Origin of the sequence: Lutibacter maritimus (assembly GCF_900116115.1) — a bacterium.
GTDB classification, from domain to species: Bacteria; Bacteroidota; Bacteroidia; order Flavobacteriales; family Flavobacteriaceae; genus Lutibacter; species Lutibacter maritimus.
Window position 1 is genome coordinate 78241 of the sequence record NZ_FOZP01000004.1, and the last position, 20932, is coordinate 99172.

The following is a 20932-nucleotide window of genomic DNA, read 5'->3' on the forward strand; positions in this document are numbered from 1 at the left end:
ATACTAGCTAATATTACATAATGGAAAAAATTTCAGTTTATAAACCAAAAAATAAAATACGAATTGTAACTGCCGCATCGCTATTTGACGGTCATGATGCAGCTATAAATATCATGCGGAGAATTATTCAGGCAACAGGCGTTGAAGTTATTCATTTAGGACATGATAGAAGTGTTGAAGAAGTTGTAAACTGTGCAATTGAAGAAGATGCAAATGCCATTGCAATGACATCTTACCAAGGAGGTCATATGGAATATTTTAAGTATATGTATGATTTACTGCAAGAAAAAGGCGCACCACACATTAAAATATTTGGTGGCGGAGGTGGTGTTATTCTTCCTGATGAAATTAAAGAATTGATGGATTATGGCGTTACTAGAATCTATTCTCCAGATGATGGAAGAGAAATGGGTTTGCAAGGAATGATTAATGATATGATAGAAAAAAGCGATTTTCCATCAGGTGAAATTATTGATTTTTCTATAGAAGATTTAACTAAAAAGAATGCCTCACTTTTAGCACGTTCAATTTCTGCTGCTGAAAATTTTTCTGAAAAGCATTCAGAATTTATAAAAGAATTAAGAACCATTTCAAAAAAATCTGATATTCCAATTTTAGGAATTACCGGAACAGGAGGTTCTGGTAAATCTTCTACTGTTGATGAATTAGTGCGAAGATTTTTAAATGATTTTCCAACCAAAACTATTGGAATTATATCTGTAGATCCATCAAAAAGAAAAACTGGCGGAGCTTTATTAGGCGATAGAATTAGAATGAATTCTATTAAAAACAATCGAGTTTATATGCGCTCTTTAGCAACCAGACAAGCAAATTTAGCGTTGTCTAAGCACGTAAGTGACGCAGTTGCTATTTTAAAAGTAGCTGGTTACGATTTGGTGATTTTAGAAACTTCTGGAATAGGACAAAGTGATACGGAAATTTTAGAGCACTCTGATGTTTCTTTATATGTTATGACTCCAGAATATGGTGCTGCAACGCAATTGGAAAAAATTGACATGCTAGATTTTGCGGATGTTATTGCGTTGAATAAGTTTGATAAACGTGGTGCTTTAGATGCTTTGCGTGATGTTAAAAAGCAATACCAACGCAACCATAATTTATGGGAAACGGATGCAAACGCTATGCCTGTTTACGGTACCATTGCATCTCAATTTAACGATCCTGGAACCAATGAATTATACAGCGTACTTATTAAAAAAATAAATGATAAAACAAACGCAAATTTTGAAAGCTCCTTTGAGTTAAAAGAAAATTTAAGTGAAAAACAATTTATAATTCCACCAAACAGAACTCGCTATTTATCTGAAATTACTGAGAATAATAGAGCCTACACAAAAGAAAGTTTATCGCAAAAAGAAGTTGCTCAAAAATTATTTGGTATTTATAAAACCATTGAATCAGTTTGTTCAATTAAACCTGAATTAACTGAAATTGGATTGAATGAGGATGAGATTCTGAAACAAGTTAAGAATAATAATTCAAAAGAATTAATTGTGCTACTCTTTAAAGAATTTTCACGAGTAAAAATGGATTTAAATCCGCACAATTGGAATATTATTTTAAACTGGGAAACAAAAAAACAATCCTACAAAAATGATATTTATTCTTATAAAGTTAGAGACAAAGAAATTTGTATACAAACACATAGCGAATCACTTTCTCATTTACAAATTCCAAAAATAGCGTTGCCAAAATATGAAGCTTGGGGAGATATTTTATATTGGAGTTTAGAAGAAAATGTTCCTGGGGAATTTCCTTATACTGCAGGGCTTTTTCCATTTAAAAGAACTGGCGAAGATCCAACTAGAATGTTTGCCGGTGAAGGAGGTCCAGAACGCACCAACAGACGTTTTCATTATGTAAGTTTAGGATTGCCTGCCAAACGTTTATCTACAGCTTTTGATTCGGTTACTTTGTATGGAAATGACCCTGATATTCGTCCAGATATTTACGGAAAAATTGGAAATGCAGGCGTTTCTATTTGTTGTTTAGACGATGCTAAAAAATTGTACTCTGGTTTTGAGCTAACCAACCCAATGACTTCGGTTTCAATGACAATTAACGGTCCTGCACCAATGATGTTGGCATTTTTTATGAATGCAGCCATTGATCAAGAATGTGAAAAATACATTATTAAAAATGGTTTAGAAAAAGAAATTGAAATCAAAATTGCTAAAATCTATAAAGAAAAAGGTGTAGAGCGTCCAAAATATCAAGGAAAATTACCAGAAGGGAATAATGGTTTAGGATTACTTTTATTAGGTGTTACTGGTGATGAAGTGTTACCAAATGATGTATATCAAAAAATTAAAAAAGAAACTATTTCAACAGTTAGAGGAACTGTACAAGCTGATATTTTAAAAGAAGATCAAGCGCAAAACACCTGTATATTTTCAACTGAATTTGCATTGCGATTAATGGGTGATGTTCAGGAATATTTTATCGCAAATAATATACGCAATTTTTATTCAGTTTCTATTTCTGGCTATCATATTGCTGAAGCTGGTGCAAATCCAATTTCGCAATTAGCTTTTACCTTAGCAAACGGATTTACGTATGTAGAATATTATTTATCAAGAGGAATGGACATTAACAAATTTGGTCCAAACCTATCTTTTTTCTTTTCAAATGGTGTAGATCCAGAATATGCAGTAATTGGTAGAGTTGCTCGTAAAATTTGGGCAAAAGCATTAAAAAATAAATATGGCGCAAATGAACGTGCTCAAATGTTAAAATATCATATTCAAACCTCTGGAAGAAGTTTACACGCACAAGAAATAGATTTTAATGATATACGAACAACATTACAAGCATTGTATGCCATTTATGATAATTGTAATAGTTTGCATACCAATGCTTATGATGAAGCAATTACAACTCCAACAGAAGAAAGTGTACGCAGAGCAATGGCAATTCAACTAATTATTAACAAAGAATTAGGATTAACAAAAAATGAAAATCCAATTCAAGGTGCATTTATTATTGAAGAATTAACCGATTTGGTGGAAGAAGCTGTATACAAAGAATTTGATAGAATTACAGAACGTGGTGGTGTTTTGGGCGCTATGGAAACTATGTACCAAAGAGGGAAAATTCAGGAAGAAAGTTTGTATTATGAAACTTTGAAACACAACGGAGATTTTCCAATTATTGGTGTAAATACTTTTTTAAGCAGCAAAGGCTCACCTACCGTTTTACCACAGGAAGTAATTAGAGCAACTGAAGATGAAAAGCAATATCAAATTACCGTTGTTAATAATTTAAACAAAGGAAATAAAAATAAGGTTTTAAAACAAATTGAGTTGCTGAAACAAAAATCTATCAACAATCAAAATATTTTTGAACAGTTAATGGAGGCTTGTAAAGTTTGCTCTATTGGTGAAATTACAGAAGCTTTATTTGAAGTTGGTGGACAATATAGAAGAAATATGTAATACTTGAAGTTTGAGTGTTTATAATTTTTGAATAAGTTTAAACACTCAAACCTTAAATTATTTAACTTATAATAAAGATTTTACATAATGTCTGTGCATCCTTCTTAATAAAATTAATTCTTTACGAAGCATGCGTACAAAATCTTTGCCATTAATTTTTGTGCGTTCAAGATTTAGACAATCTTCATATAAACAATCAATAAAATAACGTAATGATTGAGCATACTTTAATTTTAATACTGGATTTTCCTGCGTTTCAGTTTCAGCAATTTTCGGAACTAATCCTAATGAATTCATTACCAAACTATCTGCATACCTATCGTGTTTATTAACTGACGAATACATTGATAAAATTGTTTTATCATTAGTAACATACGAAGCTATATGACGTGATAGTTTAAAAATATCTAAAGATTTTTGATAAAAACTTAAATGATTTAAAGTATGTTTTTTATAATTTTTCATTTCCATTTTTTAATAGCATCACAAATTTACCTACATTTTAAAATTTTTATATTTAATAATTAATGTGTAATTTTATTTTTCTTTAAATATTAATGGATTTTTAGATGAATACTTAAATTATGAAATTAGATGATATCAATTGGAAAATACTAAAATGTTTACAAAAAAATGCCCGACAGTCTAATACTGAAATTGCAAAACAAGTAAATATATCATCTCCTGCTGTTGCTGAACGCATAAGAAAAATGGAAGACATTGGAATTATACAAGGATATCATGCCAAAGTTTCTCATTATGAAACAGGTCATCAATTAAAAGCAATTATTACTTTAAGAGCTTTTATGGGAAGACTGAAACCATTTTTAGAAATAGTTAAAAATTTTGACGAAGTTGTAAACTGTTATAGAATTACAGGAAATGAAAATATAGTGATGGAAGTGGTTTTAAATAATCAAAAACACTTAGAAAAATTTATAGATCAGCTAATTACTTATGGTGAAACCCGAACTCATATTGTTCTTTCTAATGTTGTTGAAAATAATCCAATTATAAAAAGAACAAATCTTAATTTATAACTAACTATTACTATCAATAATAGTTAATGCTAACCGAATTTTAAAATACTCAATTTCGCCATTAAAATACTCAAAATAAGGCTTTAGCGCTTGTGGATTTTCTAACTCATTTTTGGCTAATCTTACTTTCTCCACCTCTTCATTACTCACAAATTTATATATGTCAATAGCTTTTCCGTCACTATAAAGTTTTGCTAAATGGGAAAATATAGTAGTAGATTTTAAATCTCTTTTTTCGGCAATTTCATCAATACTAAAACCTTCTTTATATAGTTCATAGGTAATTAAATTGGTATCTTTCTTTTTATGCTTTTTCTTTTTATCACCCATAAAATTGATGATTTCAGCAATAAACTCATCACCATATACTTCTAATTTTCGCTGTCCTACTCCACTTATTTCTAATAAATCACTTTCACTCATTGGTCTTGCGCGCTCCATCTCTTTTAAAGTAGCATCACTAAATACTAAGTATGCAGGAATATTCTCCTCTAAAGCAATTTGATGACGCAATTTTCTCAATCTTTCAAACAACGTATCCTTTTTAGCCTTAGTAACTTTTGGCTCTTTTTGCAAAATCTGTTGCTCTTTAATATCAACAGCTTTGGTTAAACTTACAGTTGCATTTTCAAACAATACTTTTTTTGAAAATTGTGTTAATCGTAGCGCATTATTTTTATGAAAAGCTATTTCGCAATATCCTTGATTTATTAACTGAATAATATATTGTTGCCAATCGCGCCAAGAAATTTCTTTCCCAACACCGTGTGATTTTAGTTTATCATACCCTTTATCTAAAATAGCGGCATTATGCGCGCCTCGTAACACATCAATTACAGTTCCAATTGCTTCATTTTCATTTAAACGTGTAATAACGGACAATGCTTTTTGCGCAATTATTGTTCCGTTAAAAACTTGTGGCGGATTTTTACACACATCACAATTTCCACAGTTTTCTGATAGTAATTCACCAAAATAACTTAATAAAATTTTTCTTCGGCAAGTGGTAGCTTCAGAAAATTGTTTCATACGTTCTAATTTTGCAACTTGTACCTCCTCATTACTTGCGCCACTCATAAACTTTCGTAACTGAATTACATCTGAATAACTATGAAAAAGTAACGCTTTTGCATCTAACCCGTCACGTCCACAACGTCCAATTTCCTGATAATATCCTTCAATATTTTTAGGCATATTATAATGAATTACCCATCGAACATTGGATTTATCAATTCCCATTCCAAATGCAATGGTAGCGCAAACAACTTGCGTTTTATCGTAAATAAAATCTTCCTGCGCTTTTGTGCGCTCTATAAAATTTAATCCGGCGTGATATGCTTTTGCGTTGATTCCATTTTGCATTAATTTTTCAGCTAGTTGCTCGGTAGATTTTCTACTTAAACAATAAATAATTCCAGCTTCTGATGGTTTTTTTCTTATAAATTTTATAATTTGTAATACTCTATCGTTTGCTGGACGCACCTCTAATTCTATATTTTTTCTATCAAAAGATGATAAAAATTGTGCAGCTTTTGGAATATTTAACTGCTCTAAAATATCTTTTCTCGTTGCTTTATCGGCAGTTGCAGTTAATGCAATAATTGGAGTGTTTGGTAATAATTTTTTTAAAAAACCTAGTTGCTGATATGATGGACGAAAATCATGTCCCCAAGAAGAAATACAATGCGCTTCATCAATTGCAATGCAACTAAAATATGTTTCATTTAAAATGTTTTCTAAAAAACTTAAACTTTCTGGAGCAACATAAAGTAACTTAATTTCTTTATTAACAACCTTATCAAAAATAGCATCTTGTTCAAATTTTTCCTGACTGCTATTGTAAAAATCTGCAGTAATTCCGTTGGCATTTAAACCATCTACTTGATCTTTCATTAATGCTATTAAAGGTGAAATTACCAAGGTTACTCCTTCAAATAATAATGCTGGCAATTGAAAACAAATTGATTTACCGCCACCAGTTGGCATGATAACTAAATTATCTTTTTTTAATAGTACAGATTCAACTATTAATTGTTGTTGATCACGAAAACTATCATAACCAAAATATTTTTTTAAGGTAGGCAATAATTTACTTTGTGTTTCTTTTAAAAGCATTTTTTAATTTTTTTACAAAAATACATTTAATTAACAAATTAGAAGAAATTGAAATAAACTAGGGTATTTTTATCTTTAATTCAAAATACCTATTACTGAATGCACGGCATTTAATATTATAGTAAAAATTACCGCAAATGTTTATTATAAAGGCAATAAACACAAGGCTAGCAACAAAAAAAACGTGCATCCCAAGTAAAACTTTCGTAATTTCGCACACTTGACGTTTAATATATAAACAAAAAAATAAAGACATGAGTAAAATAATGACAGTCGACATATTGTCGAGTATTAAAGGAGCGCAGCCTTCAGAGGCAGTGAATAAATTATTTGATGTGATTAAAAATGCACATACCAATAATAATTCTTTAAATAATGTCAATTATAATTGCGTGTCTGTAAACGACCTTAGAGAAGATCTTGTAGTAGAAAGTTCGGCTATTGAAAAAGAATTAATTATAGAAAACTTTCCGAACAAAAAAAACGGTTATCTAGTAGTTGCTAAAATTATAGAAGACTAGTTATGGAATCTCAAATAAAAGCATTGCACCAACAATTGGTGACAAAACAGATTACTTGTACTGCATTAGTAAAAGAAAAATTAGAACTACTTAAAAAGAACACACACAATACTGTTAATTCTTTGTTAGATACTTTAGCGTTAGATTTAGCTGCAAAAGTAGATGCTAAAATTACAAAAGGTGAGGAAATTGGTTTGCTGGAAGGAATTCCTTTTGGAATTAAAGATGTGTATATGTTGCAAGGAACTTTTGCAACTGCAAGTTCCAATTTATTGAAAAATTACAAATCTGCTTACACAGCAACGGCAATTCAAAAATTATTAGATGCTGGTGCAATTCCGTTAGTGAAAGAAAATTGCGATAGTTTTGGACACGGTTCTTCTAGTGAAAATACTATTTTTGGCGCTGTTAAAAATGCTGTAAATACCGATTTAGTTGCTGGTGGTTCAAGTGGTGGTTCTGCAGTAAATGTTGCTTTAGATTATACTGTTTTTTCTATTGGTGGAGATACTGGAGGTTCTATTCGTCAACCTGCTGGTTACAACAATATTTACGGTTTAAAACCAACATACGGACGTATTTCTAGATATGGTTTAATGGCCTACGCATCCTCAACAGATTGTGTTGGACCGTTAGCAAAATCTATTGAAGATATTAGAATTGTATTAAATGTAATGAGTGGAAAAGATGCTAAAGATCAAACATCCATCACCTCATCTGAAATAACTGAAGATGCTATTTTAAAAAACACTGTTAAAACTGTTGGTTATTTTAAGAATTTTATTGAAAATGATGCTATTGCCCCTAAAGTTAAAGCCGATTTTTTACAAAGTATTGAAAAAGTTAAGCTAAAAGGAATTAAAGTAAAAGAATTAGATTTCTTTCCATCAGATATTTTGGTTTCAACGTATTATACGTTGGCAATGGCCGAAACAGCTTCTAACTTATCGCGTTTAGATGGCACAAACTATGGAAATAGAATTGAAGATAAAAATTTGAAAGAAACCTATGCAGTAACGCGTTCAGAAAATTTTTCAGAAGAAACAAAACGAAGAATTGTTGGTGGAAACCAAGTATTATCGCAAGGTTTTTCAGATGAAATTTATTTAAAAGGATTGGCTATTCGCGATCAAATTGCTGCAAATTTCACTAAAGATTTTGAAGAAGTTGATATTATTTTATCGCCAGTTACACCTATGAGTCCACCAAAAATTGGAGATAGCTTAAAAGATCCTTTGGCCATGTATTTATCTGATGCGTACACTGTTGGTTTTAGTTTAGGACAATTACCAACGCTAACTGTGCCACAAGGAACACAAACTGGTTTGCAAATTACCGCAGCCAAAAATAACGAAGAATTGATATTGAAGTTTGCTAACTTCTTAAAAGATACAATATAATGGAATTGGAGCAATTACAGGCGGCTATAAAAGCCCACGATTTAGAATTGGTTATTGGACTAGAAACGCACGTTCGATTAAATACCAAAACCAAGTTATTTTGTTCTTGTCCAAATCAAGAAATTGAAACACCAAACCAAAACATTTGTTCGGTTTGTACTGGTCAAATGGGTGTTTTACCAGCATTGAATAAAGAAGCAATTACAAAAGCCATCTATTTTGGTAAAGCGGTAGATTCTTCATTTTCTAATGAAGTAATCTCTTGGGATAGAAAACATTACGAATATCCTGATAACCCGAAAAACATACAAATTACACAATATCACAATCCTATAATTCCGGACGGACAAGTTTCTTGTTACCGAAATGATGGTTCTCAGTTTACGGTTAATTTAACGCAAGTGCATATAGAAGAAGATGCCGCAAAATTAATGCACGAAAAGAAAGTTTCTTTGGTTGATTTTAACAAAGCCGGAGTTCCTTTAATTGAAATTGTTACAGAACCTTGTATTCGGAATATTGAAGATGCTTCTATTTACGCACAATACATTCAGCGTATTGTTCAAAACTTAGGAATTTCTGAAGCCAACCTAGAGAAAGGTGAATTTAAATCGGATGTTTCGGTTTCGCTTCGTAAAAAAAGAAGCTACGATTTAAATCCTAGAACTGAAATAAAAAACTTGAATTCATTCAAGTTTATGGTAGAAGCTTTAAAAGAAGAAATTGAAAAACAATTCAACTATTATGTTGAACATAAAGAATTTAGACCAGATCAAACCACTGTTTTATGGGATGCCGATTTAAAGCAAACTAAAACAATGCGTAAAAAGGAATTTGAAGCCGATTATCGTTTTATTTCGGAGCCAGATTTACCTTTTGTAAACATAAAAGATGTTGTAAATGCTATAAAAGTTGACAATAGTGCATTGCCGTATGCGGTTGAATCTATTTTAATTAAAGGCGGGGTTTTACCACAAGATGCTAAGTTTTTTACGGCAGATGCTGATCGATCTAAAACGTTTATGGCGATAAATAATGTACTGAAAGATCCATCATTTGTAGCTAAAACCTTGGTAAATAATTTAAGTGCCGATGAATATTCAAAAATTAAAAATATTGAGCATTTAATAGAAATTTTCCAATTATTTAAAGCTGAAAAAATTACAGTTGTTTTAGTTCAAAATGCCATTACTGCCTATTTAAAAGATAGAACTTTTGATTACAATAAATATTTTGAAGAAAATACCATTTCAGAGACTCAAATTAAAAATGCTATTGAAAAAGTAATTTCAGAAAATGAAGCCATTGCCAATGAAATTAAAGCCGGAAACCAAGGAAAAGCTGGTATTTTAGTTGGTAAAATAATTACAATAATTGGAAAAGGAGCATCAGGAAAAGTAATAAGAGAAGGTATTTTAGCTGCTTTAGGTGCTGATGAAATGCAAGCTTCAAAAAATGAAGCTCAAAAATCAAAAACAGAAAGCGCAACTACTTCATCCAAAGAACAAGAAGAAGTATTGCCAGAAATTCCTATTGTTATAAAAGAGAGGTACAGAACGCATTTAACTTCTAGTTTATCAGAAAAAAACATCAACGAAAAAATATCTTTGGCTGGTTGGGTTGCAAGTGTTCGTGACCACGGTGAATTAATTTTTATTGATTTACGTGATTCTAGTGCAGAAATTTTTCAGGTTCGTTTAAGCAGAGAATCGTTTCCTAATTTAGATGAATTGGTAAAATTAAAACCAGAATCTGTAATTATGGTTACTGGTGTTGTGGTACAACGTAATGCCGATGATTATAATGCGGCTTTACGTACTGGTGAAATTGAATTAGAAACTTCGGAATTAGAAATTTTAAATCTTTCTAAAACCTTACCTTTTGAAATAAAAAGAGCGACAAAAACCAGTGAAAATGTTCGTTTTCAATATAAGTTTTTAGATCATAGAAATGATGATGTTAGACGCGTTATTGTAAACCGCCATAAAGTTATTAAATTATTACGTGACGTTTTAGATGCAGAGAATTTCTTAGAAATTGAAACACCAATTTTAAGTGCAGGAACCGATGAAGGCGCACGTGAGTTTATTGTTCCAACACGTAAACAACCAGGATTCTTTTACACGTTACCACAAGCACCGCAGCAGTTTAAACAAATGTTAATGGTAAGTGGTTATGAAAAATATTTTCAATTTGCACGATGCTTTAGAGATGAAGATTCTCGTGGAGATCGTCAGCCAGAGTTTACGCAATTAGATATGGAAATGGCATATGCAAGTATGCAGCAAATTATAGATTTAAACACCAAAATGTTTAATGAAGTAGTGAAAAAAATATATGGTAACAAGTGGATTTTACGTCCGTTTGAAATACTTACCTACAAACAAGCTATGGATAATTATGGTTGTGATAGACCGGATTTACGTTTTGGATTGCAATTACAAGATATCACCAATATTGTTAAGGACACTACTTTTCAGGTATTTAGCAAACCAATTGAAGATGGCGGCATTGTAAAATGTATTAAAGTATCAGCTAAAGAGCAAGGAAGTAAGCGTTTATCTAAAGGACAAATTGAAAATTTAACTTCTATTGCGCAACAAAACGGCTTGGGTGGTTTGGCTTATATTATTGTAAATGAAGATGAATTACAATCGCCCATCATTAAGTTTTTAGGTGAAGAAATTGCAGCAGGAATTATAAAAGCTACCAATGCGCAAGTTGGTGATATTGTATTTTTCTCAGCGGCAGATTATACTACAGCAAACAAAGCTTTAGATGCTGTGCGTCAGGAATTGGGTAAACTATTGCATTTAATAAATCCAAAAGAATTACGCCCTGCTTGGGTAATAGATTTCCCTATGTTTGAAAGAACTGATGAAGGACGATGGACCTTTACACACAATCCGTTTTCGATGCCTGCTGTGTACGATTTAGAAAAACACATGAAAGGTAATGATGAAGAGATTGGAACTATCATTGCTCAACAATACGATTTAATTTTAAACGGTTACGAAATTGGTGGAGGATCGGTTCGTGCGCATAAATCAGAAATTTTAGAAGCAACGTATAGAAATATGGGTTACACTAAAGAAGAAATGATTAAAAGTGTGGGAACTATGTACAAAGCGTTTCAATACGGTGCGCCGCCACACGGTGGAATTGCTTGGGGAGTTGACCGTTTAATGATGATTTTAGAGAAAAAAACATCTATTAGAGAAGTTATGGCGTTCCCAAAAACAGGTACTAGTGAAGATTTACTATTTGGAGCTCCATCACTTTTATCTGATAAAAAGGTAGAGGAACAAAACGTGAGAGTTATTAGAAAATAAATAGATAAAAGGCTGTCTGAAAACGAAATTTTCGTCAACCTGAACTTGTGTTTCAGGTTCTCATAGTGATTGATGACCAATATGATGAGATGCTGAATCAAGTTCAGCATGACGTGTTCTTAAAATTTTTCAAGTAGCCTTTTATTTTTATAGATTATACCCAATAGAAAACATTACAATTCTTGGTAATATATATGTTTTTTGATCAGAAATTATATACGATGAAAAACTATTTGAACTTTTATATTTTACGTTTAATAAATTTTGAGCATCTATTTTAAAACTCCAAGCGCTATTTTCCTTTTTATAGGAAAGTGTAGTATTTGCTAATTGGTAATTTGTAGTTTGATTGCTTGTTTTATTAGTATAGTTGTAATTTTCGTACTCAAAAGAAAAAATAAATCCTTTTAAAAAATCATAATCTATAGTTAAATAAGGTTGATTTGTTACAAATTTTGAAGTTTGATTACTTGATGTGTAATTACCAAAATCTTGCTTAAAACCAACTTCAACAGTTGGAAATTTATCAAACAATGTTTTTACAGATAATTCATAGCCTACATTAGTACTTTTATTAGTTACAAAATTTTCATTAATATTTTGTAAATATGTAGAAGTTGAAGCTGTAGTTTTTAAACCATATTTAATATTTTTTATTTTTTTACTAATATCCATATTAAAATTCCAACGTTCTTCGGGGTTATTTATTAATATTGGTGAAATAAATTGGTTGGTTTCTTGAAACTGAACTGCATTTTGAATTCCTTTTACTTTTTTAGTATAATTTATAGCGCTAAACAACATTAAACCTCTGTACAAACTAAATCTGCTATAATACATACGTGCTGTATGAAATAGTTCATTTTCTAAGTTTTCATTTCCTTTAAATACGGAATTGTATGAACGTAAATAAAAACGGTTCGCCAATTTTGAAGCATCAGAAAAGGCACTTTTTAGTTGATAATTTAATTGTATTTTTTTTGAGCTGCTAAACGCAATTTTTGCTGAAAAATCTGGCAGAAGTACCGTTTTTTGATGATTCTCACTTGTAACTTGCTGTGTTTCCCAATTGTATTGGTGCAAAAATGCACCTTGTTTTACTTCAAAAATACCTGCTTTAAATTTGTAATGAATACCCACAAACAAATCATTCAATTGAAACTTTAAATCATTTCCAAATCCAGCTTGAGCAAAGCTATTTTCTGTTCCGTTCTCCAAAAGCTGACTATCTTCCGTTAAAAAAGAGTCTTTAGTATAGTTGTTTCCAATAGTTGTATATATATGATTAAAGTTATTGAGCACCCAATAATGCTTAAAAATAGCATCAATACTGGTTTTATTAATTTCTCTTAATTGATGAATATTATAAGTATCCGATTGCACAATAGGAATTAAACCTTGTAAAATTGGTTGATTTGTTTCCCATAAAGTCATTGGATTATTTTCATCTAAAACAGCATCAACAGCAAATGAAAAGGAATGCTTTTGGTTCATTTTTTTATGCCATTCTATATTTTGATTTAGATACTTTGAAACAGCTTCATTCTTTTCTGAAATATGGTTTTGTTCATTTTCAATGACTGATAAAATGGTGTTATTTTTATAGTTATCCGTCTGTTTTACTTGCGATTTAAAATACCATTGTTCATTGTTATTAGGTGCATATTCAATATTTAACTTCCCAATACCCAATATATTTCTTGTAGCAGAATTATGGGCTTTTTCTTCTGTAAATGCAGAATATTGATTGATTGATTCTTGAAAAGTTTCATTTTTTGAATGTGAAAAAATAGCATATCCAGAAATGTCTAGCTTGCTATTTACCGCTTTGGTAATGTTTAATGCGCCAAATTTATTAGTACTGTTTACAATATCTTGGGTTTCTAAAAACTGAGAAAAATCACTGGCAGAAATATTATAAATTGAACCATCGGTTTTTAAAAAGGCACTAACACCACCTTGAAAATTCATATAATCTTTAAATGTAAAGGTTTTCTCACCCGTATTATTTAAGTTCCCAATAAAATTAACATTGGTTTTTGGGCTGTAATAAAATAAGTTGCTGTGTGCTCTGTAAAAATCTTTATTTCCCTTTCCAACTTCAATATCGCCAAAGGCAAATTGTTTTTTATCTTTTTTTAAGAGAATATTCATTGCCATTTCATCTGAATCTGTTACGTTTTTTAAAAAGGCAATTTCATTATAATTATCAATTACCTGCACTTTATCAATAGCATTTGCAGGAATATTTTCAACGGCTAATTTAGTGCCGCCATTAAAAAACTTCTTGCCTTCCACTAACATTTTTGTTACTTTTTTACCTTGTACTGTAACACCTCCATTTTTATCAACCTCAACACCTGGTAATTTTTTAAGTACATTTTTTAATTTGCGTTCTTCTCCTGTAACAAACTTACTGGTGTTGTAGGTTATGGTATCTTCCTTTACGGTAACTGGCAACTCAATAATAACTTCTTGTAATTGATTGGAATCTTCTTTTAAAATTATGTTTTTTAGTGCATTTTCTGAAGCTACTAATTCAAAATTGGCAGTTTTATAGCCCATATAACTCACCGAAATTACAAATTTTTCACCTTTATTAAGTTCTAATTTGTACAACCCTGCATCATCAGTAATTGCAAATTGTAAATTTTTTGTAAGGTCTGCAGGTTTAGCAATAACGTTGGCATAGCTTAACGGATTTTGCAAACTATCTTTTACGCTACCTTTTAGGGTAATTGTTTGGGAATTTGCAACACAAATTTTGATGATAATAAAAAATATACTTAGAAATTTCCTTATAAACATATCATTTTTTTCTTTCCTTAAAAAACCCTGGAAAATAATCCTTTAATAAATTACGATACTCCTCCTCTGTTACTTTTATCCCAGCATTTGGCTTTTCTATACGAACAGGTCTCTTTGAGTTTAGCTTTATTTTTGTAGCTCTATAACTTAGTAAAGAATGTTCTAATTCCAAAATTAAGCCTGGCAGGCCATTATATTCTTTTGGTCCAAAGCTTACTGGAATTTGTGGTGTAAACCAAGCTACTGTCTTATTATTTGAATTTAAAGTATCTTTTTTTATTGCTTTAAAACAATTATAAGTCCCTATTTTTTTTGATTCTTGTTTAATTTCCCAAGTAATCGGTTTTTTATTAATTAAAAATTTACCAGCCGCATTACTTTTTTGTAACAAATGTATATCATTTGAAACGTCATTATAAAACACATCTCCTTTTCCTGCAAAGGTTCGAGTCAAATTAATTCCTTGATCTGCATCATTCTCCATTGGAGTATCCAATTTGTAAAGAGATTCATTATTAGAAAAAAATAAGCTTGCAGTAATATCTTTGGAATTATTTATAGCTTTTATTGCCTGTTTATTATTTTCAGTTTCAACAATCTCTTTTTGGTTGGCTTTATTATAACTAATAGTATATGTTACTTTTCCTTCAATGTTGTTTTGAGCAAACAAAAAAGTAGTATATAAACAGGTTATTATTAAAATATAAATTTTCATTTTAAATAGAATTTGAACAACCGAGTATTAATATATTAATACTCGGTTGTAATTAAACAAATTTGTTATACTAATTTGCCATACAGTCAAGATAAAACTCCATATAAAGTTCAAGATAATAATCCTGATACTCCCCTCGAATATCTTCTTCATTAACCATTGCAACTGTTTCAACGTTACCCATGGCTTGATCAACACAATCTCTAACTTTTACAACTTTGTCTTCTATACTTGAATTCGCATTCACCATTGCTAAACTTGCAAAAACAAATACTATACTTAAAATTATTTTTTTCATTTTATTAAAATTTAAATTTGTTACTAGCGCATAATTGCGCTTTAATATTTTGTTAGTTCTGCGAGGTGTATTACTTTTGCAACACTTTTGGCTGTTTGTATATAGTAGCTATGTCATAATAGTTAGTGGTTTTAAGTTAAACATTTTATTAGCGTATTGTGTTCTTAAAATTTTTACCAGCAGAGGATTTTTATTTTTTCTCCGCTTATTAACAATATATAATTACCTTCTTTAAGTTTTATTTAAAACTTAAAGGCAACAAAAAAACTCTTAATATGAGTTTACTCCTTATTCTTAAAAATATGTGGTAAATAGCAATTTACAGCAGTATTCTTTTTCATATAACAATTTTATATTAGGTTTTAAATCTTTCTTCAGGTTAAATGTATAAAAAAAAAAAAAAGACTTGGCAAAATATTTTTACTAATTAGCTACATTTAAAATGGTTATAAATAAGAATAATATTTATCTTATTTTTAAAAAAAGCTAATTTCTTCTACTTTTATCAATTTCTTTATATTTATTTAATAATTGCTCATGAGTTATAATTTTACCTTTTTCAGGCTTTTTAATTTTAGGCTCATTTTTAGGATTTAATTTTATTGAACTTGCATAATATGTTATACCGCCTTCTGTTAATTCTAAAATAAGACCTGGTAAACCTGCATAATATTTTGGACCAAAACCATTTGCAATTTGAGGAGTATACCAAGCTTCAATTGCTATCTTTTTTTTAGGGTTTACTTTTATAGCTGTTGCTTTAAAGCAAATATAAGCTCCTATTTGTTTGGATTCGTTTGATAATTTCCAACCAATTTCATTTAAATTTCTTTTTATAATCATTCCCTTATCATAAGAACCTAATTCCTCTAATGAAATACTATCTTTAATACTTGTATAAAAAAAACTATCGCTTGCTGTAAAAATTTTAGCATAATCTATACTAATCATATTATTTTCTGAACCTAAAATTTCTTTCCAAAAATAATTGGAACTGTCTTTATTAAAAATCAAATTAAACTGAAAGGAGTCTTGATATTCCTTTATGCTTTCATTTATAGTATAAAGTGCCTCTGCCGCTCCTGGCTTACCAAATTGTTTCAATGAATCTATATTAAACATATCTGAAGCTCTATATTTATAAACTACTTCACCCGTAAATTTTTGTGCATAATTTGTGTTGTAAATTGAAAATATGAGTACGAGTAAAAAAATGTTTTTTATTGAATTCATGTGGATGAGTATTAATTTCGTTTTATGCTCTTTAAAAAATCATACGCCCTTTTTTTTTGCTTATTTCATTGTATTCATCCTTTGTAACTTCTTTACCTTTTGCTGGTTTCACTATTTTAGTGCCTTTTTTAGTATTTAACTCAATTGTTGAGGCATAAAAACGAACGTTTTGATATTGTATTTCTATAATTAAACCCGGTAAACCGCCAAAACCTACAGGACCAAAACCAAATGGAATTTCAGGAACAAACCAAGCTTCAACAGGATGCTTAAATATACCTACATTATTTTCAACAACTTTTGTAGTGAGTGCCTTATAACATTTATAGTTGCCTATTAATTTACTCTCATTTGTAATTTGCCATTTTATGGAGTCTAAATTAGAAACTATATTAAAAATTTCTCCTGACAGCTCAACACTTCTTATAGCCTCTTTTGTTTTTAAATTCATATAAAAATCGCCACTTGCACCTCCCGCACCTACAATAAATTTTAGTGATTTTTCATCTGTTTCAATCGCTAAATTTTCTTCTAAGGAAAATAATGATTCATTATTATTAATAATCAGATTGTACCGTAAACTATTGCTACTTTCTTTTAAACCATCTTGTATGGTATTCATTATTTTTTGCTTCTCTGGATTGCTATTATTTATTGGGTAGTAGTTTATTATATCTTTTTTATACATAACAAAAACTTTCCCATTCTGAGAAAAACTTAGTACTGTAAATAATAATAGTGTTGATAAAAGAATTATTTTTTTCATTTTATTGAAATTTATTTTAATTATTCTGGTGCTTTTTCATAAAATCCTGTGTCAATTTTTTTACAATATTTTCATATTCTTCTGACGATACCTTCTTTCCTTCTATTGGTTTATTTATAACCAAGGAATCTAGGTTTAATTCAATTTTTAAAGCTGAAAAAGTTAGGTTTCCTTCTTGTAATTCTAAAATTAAACCTGGTAAATTGTCATATTCTTTAGGTCCAAAATTAACTGGTATTTCAGTTGTATACCAAGCAACAACTTCTCTTTCCTTAGTAATTCCTTTTCTGTTTTTAAAATACTTTACTGCTGTTGCTTTTAAACAAGAATATTTTCCAATTATCTTTTCTTCTTGAGTTAATTCCCACTTTATTAAGGGATAATCAACCAAAAATAATTCTCCATAATACTCTTTTTGATTTATTCTTTCATTTGCTTTTACATTTGAATAAAAAATTCCATTTCCAGCAAAAATTGTAACTAAACCTAATTTCTTATCATTTTCATTTACTAAAACGTCTTGTTTTTTAAAAATAGATTCATTGCTAGAAAAACTTAATATGTATAGTAATTTATCTGAATCCATTGACAAAGATTTACTATTATCCATATTAAATTCTGCTGAGTAAACAATTTGTCCATTTATATTTTGACTATAAGTACTCTGTGAAATAAATGTTATTAAAACTATACTTATCAATAATAAAGTTTTTAAATATCTCATTTTTTAAATATTTTAATTAAAAAATTAAGGATTCATTATAAAAAAAAGTTAACTAATGAACCCTTAATCGCTCATTAAATTAAGTTTTTTATTTAATATTCGTTAAATTCATTGCATAAATCGAAAAGATTACGAAAAACTCTTCCCCATTCTTCACTTGACCAATCTTGATCACTATTTTCTTCAATTTCATTTGCTGCATTATATGCTTTACTCAAACAGCTTTCCTCAGCTATATTAAAAATTTCTGAAATTTCTGTTAATTCATAATTAAACTCCATTGAATTTATTGTTTTAATTAAAACTTTATAATCATTTAAAACTTCATTTTCTTTAGCTTCATGAGCTTCAATATTAATTGCCAGTACTAAAAAAATTGCTCCTAAAATTAATTTTTTAAATGCGCATAATTGCGCTTTTATATTTTGTCAGTTCTGCGAGGTGTATTACTTTTGCAACACTTCCTCTGTTTGTATTAATTAGCTATGTCATAGTTGGTTGGTTTTAGGTTAAACATTTTATTAGCGTATTGTGTTCTTAAAATTTTTACCAGCAGAGGATTTTTATTTTTTCTCCGCTTATTAACAATATATAATTACCTTCTTTAAGTTTTAAATAAAACTTAAAGGCAACAAAAAAATCTCTTAATATGAGTTTACTCCTTATTCTTAAAAATATGTGGTAAATAGCAATTTACAGCAGTATTCTTTTTCATATAACAATTTTGTATTGGGTTTTAAATCTTTCTTCAGGTTAAATGTATAAAAAAAAAAAAAGACTTGGCAAACTATTTTTTAGGATACAATTTACATTGCTTTTTATCAGTATTTTAGGAGGTTTAGCTGTAATATTTGGTGCTTTTGGGGCGCATGCATTAAAAAAATATTGAATGAAGATCAACTAAAAAGTTTTGAAACTGGTGTTAAATACCAACTTGTAGTTTACAAATAATCTAAATAAGTAAGTAATGCCTTTAAAATGATACTGTGTTGGAAGCTGTGCATTTAAAATTATCATTACCGTTAAAAAAGGTACAATTTTATTGTTGTCAAGCTATTTTTTGGGTGGTTCTTTTCTAATTTGAATTCCTTTTTTTAACCAACGTTTAATTTGTACAGCAGGCTGAAAATTTAAATGAAATTTTTGAATGCCCTTTACGCGTAATAATGCTTGTGAAGGTTGCGCTTTGCCTTTCATTCCAATTTTAAACTTTCCTAAATGTTCTATATCAACTATTTTGCCATCTTGCAAATGAAATAACATTTTAGGAGCCAATGCCATTAAAACAAATTTAACATCAACAGCACTTAAAGAACATTCATTACTAATTTCATACGCTATTTGGTCTAAATCTACCGTACCTGTACTTACAGCTTGCATAATATGCTGTATTTCATCTGTATTCAAAGGATTTCTTCGTTTTGAAAATCGATATTGTAATGGCATAATGTGAGTATTAAAATTTATAACGTATAGTTGTATTTATTTCTTCTTCTAGTAAATGAATTGTTTTCTTGTATAAATGAGTTTTTTTACTTGATAGTTGAAGTAAATATAGTGCTTTTTATTTAAAAATATAGTACTATTAATTTGTAAATATTGAGCTATTTAATTAAGAAAATTGTACTACTAAAAAATACACATCTTTTAAATGAAGTAATACACTGAATTAAAGAAAGTTAAACGTGTGTATTTATATTAAATTAAAAATAACCCATTGAGTGTAATTAGTTTTTTAAGTTAAGTTTTCGTCAGTTCGAGTGATTTTCGATAGAAAATTGTATCGAGGACTAGAAAATTTATCTTAAAAAATGGTTCTCGATACATTTTTTGTTCCTTTGCAATACACAAAAAACACTCGAACTGACGTTTTTAAAAATTACACCTAACGTGTTAAAGATACTAAAAATATATTGATATGTAATAAGTAAGACCTATTAATTATGAACAAAAAATCATCATTTATTTAGAACCAAGCTATCTAAAAAGCCTTGAAATTAGTCCTGCTATTTTAAAGTTTTTCAATCAGTTTCATTTACAAATAAGAATAGCTACATTTACACCAAACTATTTTTTATGTCACAATTTACATTACTTTTTGCCAGTATTTTAGGAGGTTTAGCCGTTATTTTTGGTGCTTTTGGTGCACATGCATTAAAAAAAATACTAAATGAAGATCAATTAAAAAGTTTTGAAACTGGTGTAAAATACCAACTATATCACGCTATTGTTTTATTGGTTATTGGCTTTAATTTAAGTTTAGATACTACATTAGAAAAATATATGGTATATAGCTTTATGATTGGAATTATACTTTTTTCATTCAGTATTTATGGTTTGGTTATTTCATCTGCAAATAATAAAAAATTAAAGTTTTTAGGCCCAATTACGCCTTTAGGTGGTTTATTATTAGTATGCGGCTGGATTTTGTTATGTTTTTCAATTTTGAATTTATAACATAAAGAGGCTGTATTGAAAGTAGAATTTTAGTCAACTTATGCATCTATTTCACTCAGCAACAGATT

At 29.5% G+C, this 20932-nt stretch carries 16 protein-coding genes and 1 pseudogene; 7 read left to right on the top strand and 10 right to left on the bottom strand.

Features of this window, described 5'->3' with window-relative positions; all coding sequences use genetic code 11:
* The first annotated feature begins 20 nt into the window (after positions 1–20).
* On the top strand, positions 21–3455 hold the full coding sequence (locus tag BM335_RS07560; protein ID WP_090225010.1) for a methylmalonyl-CoA mutase family protein: 3435 nt from the start codon (positions 21–23) through the stop codon (positions 3453–3455).
* Positions 3456–3521: 66 nt separating this feature from the next.
* Here BM335_RS07560 and BM335_RS07565 read toward each other — a convergent pair whose 3' ends face one another.
* The gene (locus BM335_RS07565) at positions 3522–3920 is read right to left on the bottom strand and encodes a hypothetical protein (protein ID WP_143102402.1); all 399 of its coding nucleotides are present in this window, start codon (positions 3918–3920) and stop codon (positions 3522–3524) included.
* Positions 3921–4039: 119 nt separating this feature from the next.
* Here BM335_RS07565 and BM335_RS07570 point away from each other — a divergent pair, with 119 nt between their 5' ends.
* Entirely contained in the window at positions 4040–4495 is a 456-nt protein-coding gene (locus tag BM335_RS07570) for an Lrp/AsnC family transcriptional regulator (RefSeq protein ID WP_090225015.1), read from the top strand.
* Here the strand turns inward: BM335_RS07570 and recQ are convergent, their stop codons facing one another.
* Complete coding sequence (recQ, locus tag BM335_RS07575) at positions 4496–6610, bottom strand: DNA helicase RecQ (RefSeq protein ID WP_090225019.1); 2115 nt, start codon at positions 6608–6610, stop codon at positions 4496–4498.
* Between the two features lie 254 nt (positions 6611–6864).
* On the opposite strand from recQ, the gene BM335_RS07580 reads away from it, so the two are divergent.
* The 3 genes from BM335_RS07580 to gatB/aspS are packed head-to-tail and all read left to right on the top strand — an operon-like array spanning position 6865 to position 11863.
* A complete protein-coding gene (locus BM335_RS07580) occupies positions 6865–7131 on the top strand; it encodes an Asp-tRNA(Asn)/Glu-tRNA(Gln) amidotransferase subunit GatC (protein WP_177219180.1) in 267 nt (88 codons plus the stop codon).
* 2 nt (positions 7132–7133) lie between these two features.
* Complete coding sequence (locus BM335_RS07585) at positions 7134–8531, top strand: amidase family protein (RefSeq protein ID WP_090225021.1); 1398 nt, start codon at positions 7134–7136, stop codon at positions 8529–8531.
* Positions 8531–11863 carry a bifunctional amidotransferase subunit GatB/aspartate--tRNA ligase AspS gene (gene gatB/aspS, locus BM335_RS07590; RefSeq protein WP_090225024.1) on the top strand — a complete coding sequence of 1111 codons (3333 nt, stop codon included), beginning with the start codon at positions 8531–8533 and terminating at the stop codon, positions 11861–11863. Before BM335_RS07585 ends, gatB/aspS begins: the two co-directional genes overlap by 1 nt.
* A gap of 147 nt (positions 11864–12010) precedes the next feature.
* Here gatB/aspS and BM335_RS07595 read toward each other — a convergent pair whose 3' ends face one another.
* From BM335_RS07595 to BM335_RS07625, 7 genes are all read right to left on the bottom strand, one after another.
* On the bottom strand, positions 12011–14671 hold the full coding sequence (locus BM335_RS07595) for a carboxypeptidase-like regulatory domain-containing protein (RefSeq protein WP_090225027.1): 2661 nt from the start codon (positions 14669–14671) through the stop codon (positions 12011–12013).
* A gap of 1 nt (position 14672) precedes the next feature.
* Positions 14673–15386 (bottom strand): GLPGLI family protein, encoded by a 714-nt coding sequence (locus tag BM335_RS07600; RefSeq protein ID WP_090225029.1) that lies wholly within the window; start codon positions 15384–15386, stop codon positions 14673–14675.
* 70 nt (positions 15387–15456) lie between these two features.
* Complete coding sequence (locus BM335_RS07605; protein WP_090225031.1) at positions 15457–15684, bottom strand: hypothetical protein; 228 nt, start codon at positions 15682–15684, stop codon at positions 15457–15459.
* A 486-nt stretch (positions 15685–16170) separates the two neighbouring features.
* Complete coding sequence (locus BM335_RS07610; protein ID WP_090225034.1) at positions 16171–16917, bottom strand: GLPGLI family protein; 747 nt, start codon at positions 16915–16917, stop codon at positions 16171–16173.
* Positions 16918–16948: 31 nt separating this feature from the next.
* Positions 16949–17683 (bottom strand): GLPGLI family protein, encoded by a 735-nt coding sequence (locus tag BM335_RS07615; RefSeq protein ID WP_090225036.1) that lies wholly within the window; start codon positions 17681–17683, stop codon positions 16949–16951.
* Between the two features lie 16 nt (positions 17684–17699).
* Entirely contained in the window at positions 17700–18407 is a 708-nt protein-coding gene (locus BM335_RS07620; RefSeq protein ID WP_090225039.1) for a GLPGLI family protein, read from the bottom strand.
* Between the two features lie 92 nt (positions 18408–18499).
* Positions 18500–18688: a hypothetical protein gene (locus BM335_RS07625; protein ID WP_090225042.1), complete on the bottom strand. Its 189-nt coding sequence runs from the start codon at positions 18686–18688 to the stop codon at positions 18500–18502.
* 476 nt (positions 18689–19164) lie between these two features.
* On the opposite strand from BM335_RS07625, the pseudogene BM335_RS15900 reads away from it, so the two are divergent.
* Positions 19165–19343, top strand: a pseudogene (locus BM335_RS15900) (DUF423 domain-containing protein); the annotation flags it as partial.
* Positions 19344–19460: 117 nt separating this feature from the next.
* On the opposite strand, the gene BM335_RS07630 reads toward BM335_RS15900, so the two are convergent.
* Positions 19461–19853 carry an HU family DNA-binding protein gene (locus BM335_RS07630; protein WP_090225044.1) on the bottom strand — a complete coding sequence of 131 codons (393 nt, stop codon included), beginning with the start codon at positions 19851–19853 and terminating at the stop codon, positions 19461–19463.
* Between the two features lie 630 nt (positions 19854–20483).
* Here BM335_RS07630 and BM335_RS07635 point away from each other — a divergent pair.
* Complete coding sequence (locus BM335_RS07635; protein ID WP_090225046.1) at positions 20484–20864, top strand: DUF423 domain-containing protein; 381 nt, start codon at positions 20484–20486, stop codon at positions 20862–20864.
* Positions 20865–20932: the final 68 nt, after the last annotated feature.

Excerpts from the sequence above, each read along its gene's own strand:
- BM335_RS07620 (WP_090225039.1), bottom strand. The coding sequence starts at position 18,407 with ATGAGATATTTAAAAACTTTATTATTGATAAGTATAGTTTTAATAACA.
- gatB/aspS (WP_090225024.1), top strand. The coding sequence starts at position 8,531 with ATGGAATTGGAGCAATTACAGGCGGCTATAAAAGCCCACGATTTAGAA.
- BM335_RS07605 (WP_090225031.1), bottom strand. The coding sequence starts at position 15,684 with ATGAAAAAAATAATTTTAAGTATAGTATTTGTTTTTGCAAGTTTAGCA.
- BM335_RS07560 (WP_090225010.1), top strand. The coding sequence starts at position 21 with ATGGAAAAAATTTCAGTTTATAAACCAAAAAATAAAATACGAATTGTA.
- BM335_RS07585 (WP_090225021.1), top strand. The coding sequence starts at position 7,134 with ATGGAATCTCAAATAAAAGCATTGCACCAACAATTGGTGACAAAACAG.
- BM335_RS07610 (WP_090225034.1), bottom strand. The coding sequence starts at position 16,917 with ATGAATTCAATAAAAAACATTTTTTTACTCGTACTCATATTTTCAATT.
- recQ (WP_090225019.1), bottom strand. The coding sequence starts at position 6,610 with ATGCTTTTAAAAGAAACACAAAGTAAATTATTGCCTACCTTAAAAAAA.
- BM335_RS07595 (WP_090225027.1), bottom strand. The coding sequence starts at position 14,671 with ATGTTTATAAGGAAATTTCTAAGTATATTTTTTATTATCATCAAAATT.
- BM335_RS07615 (WP_090225036.1), bottom strand. The coding sequence starts at position 17,683 with ATGAAAAAAATAATTCTTTTATCAACACTATTATTATTTACAGTACTA.
- BM335_RS07570 (WP_090225015.1), top strand. The coding sequence starts at position 4,040 with ATGAAATTAGATGATATCAATTGGAAAATACTAAAATGTTTACAAAAA.
- BM335_RS07565 (WP_143102402.1), bottom strand. The coding sequence starts at position 3,920 with ATGAAAAATTATAAAAAACATACTTTAAATCATTTAAGTTTTTATCAA.
- BM335_RS07630 (WP_090225044.1), bottom strand. The coding sequence starts at position 19,853 with ATGCCATTACAATATCGATTTTCAAAACGAAGAAATCCTTTGAATACA.
- BM335_RS07625 (WP_090225042.1), bottom strand. The coding sequence starts at position 18,688 with ATGGAGTTTAATTATGAATTAACAGAAATTTCAGAAATTTTTAATATA.
- BM335_RS07580 (WP_177219180.1), top strand. The coding sequence starts at position 6,865 with ATGAGTAAAATAATGACAGTCGACATATTGTCGAGTATTAAAGGAGCG.
- BM335_RS07600 (WP_090225029.1), bottom strand. The coding sequence starts at position 15,386 with ATGAAAATTTATATTTTAATAATAACCTGTTTATATACTACTTTTTTG.
- BM335_RS07635 (WP_090225046.1), top strand. The coding sequence starts at position 20,484 with ATGTCACAATTTACATTACTTTTTGCCAGTATTTTAGGAGGTTTAGCC.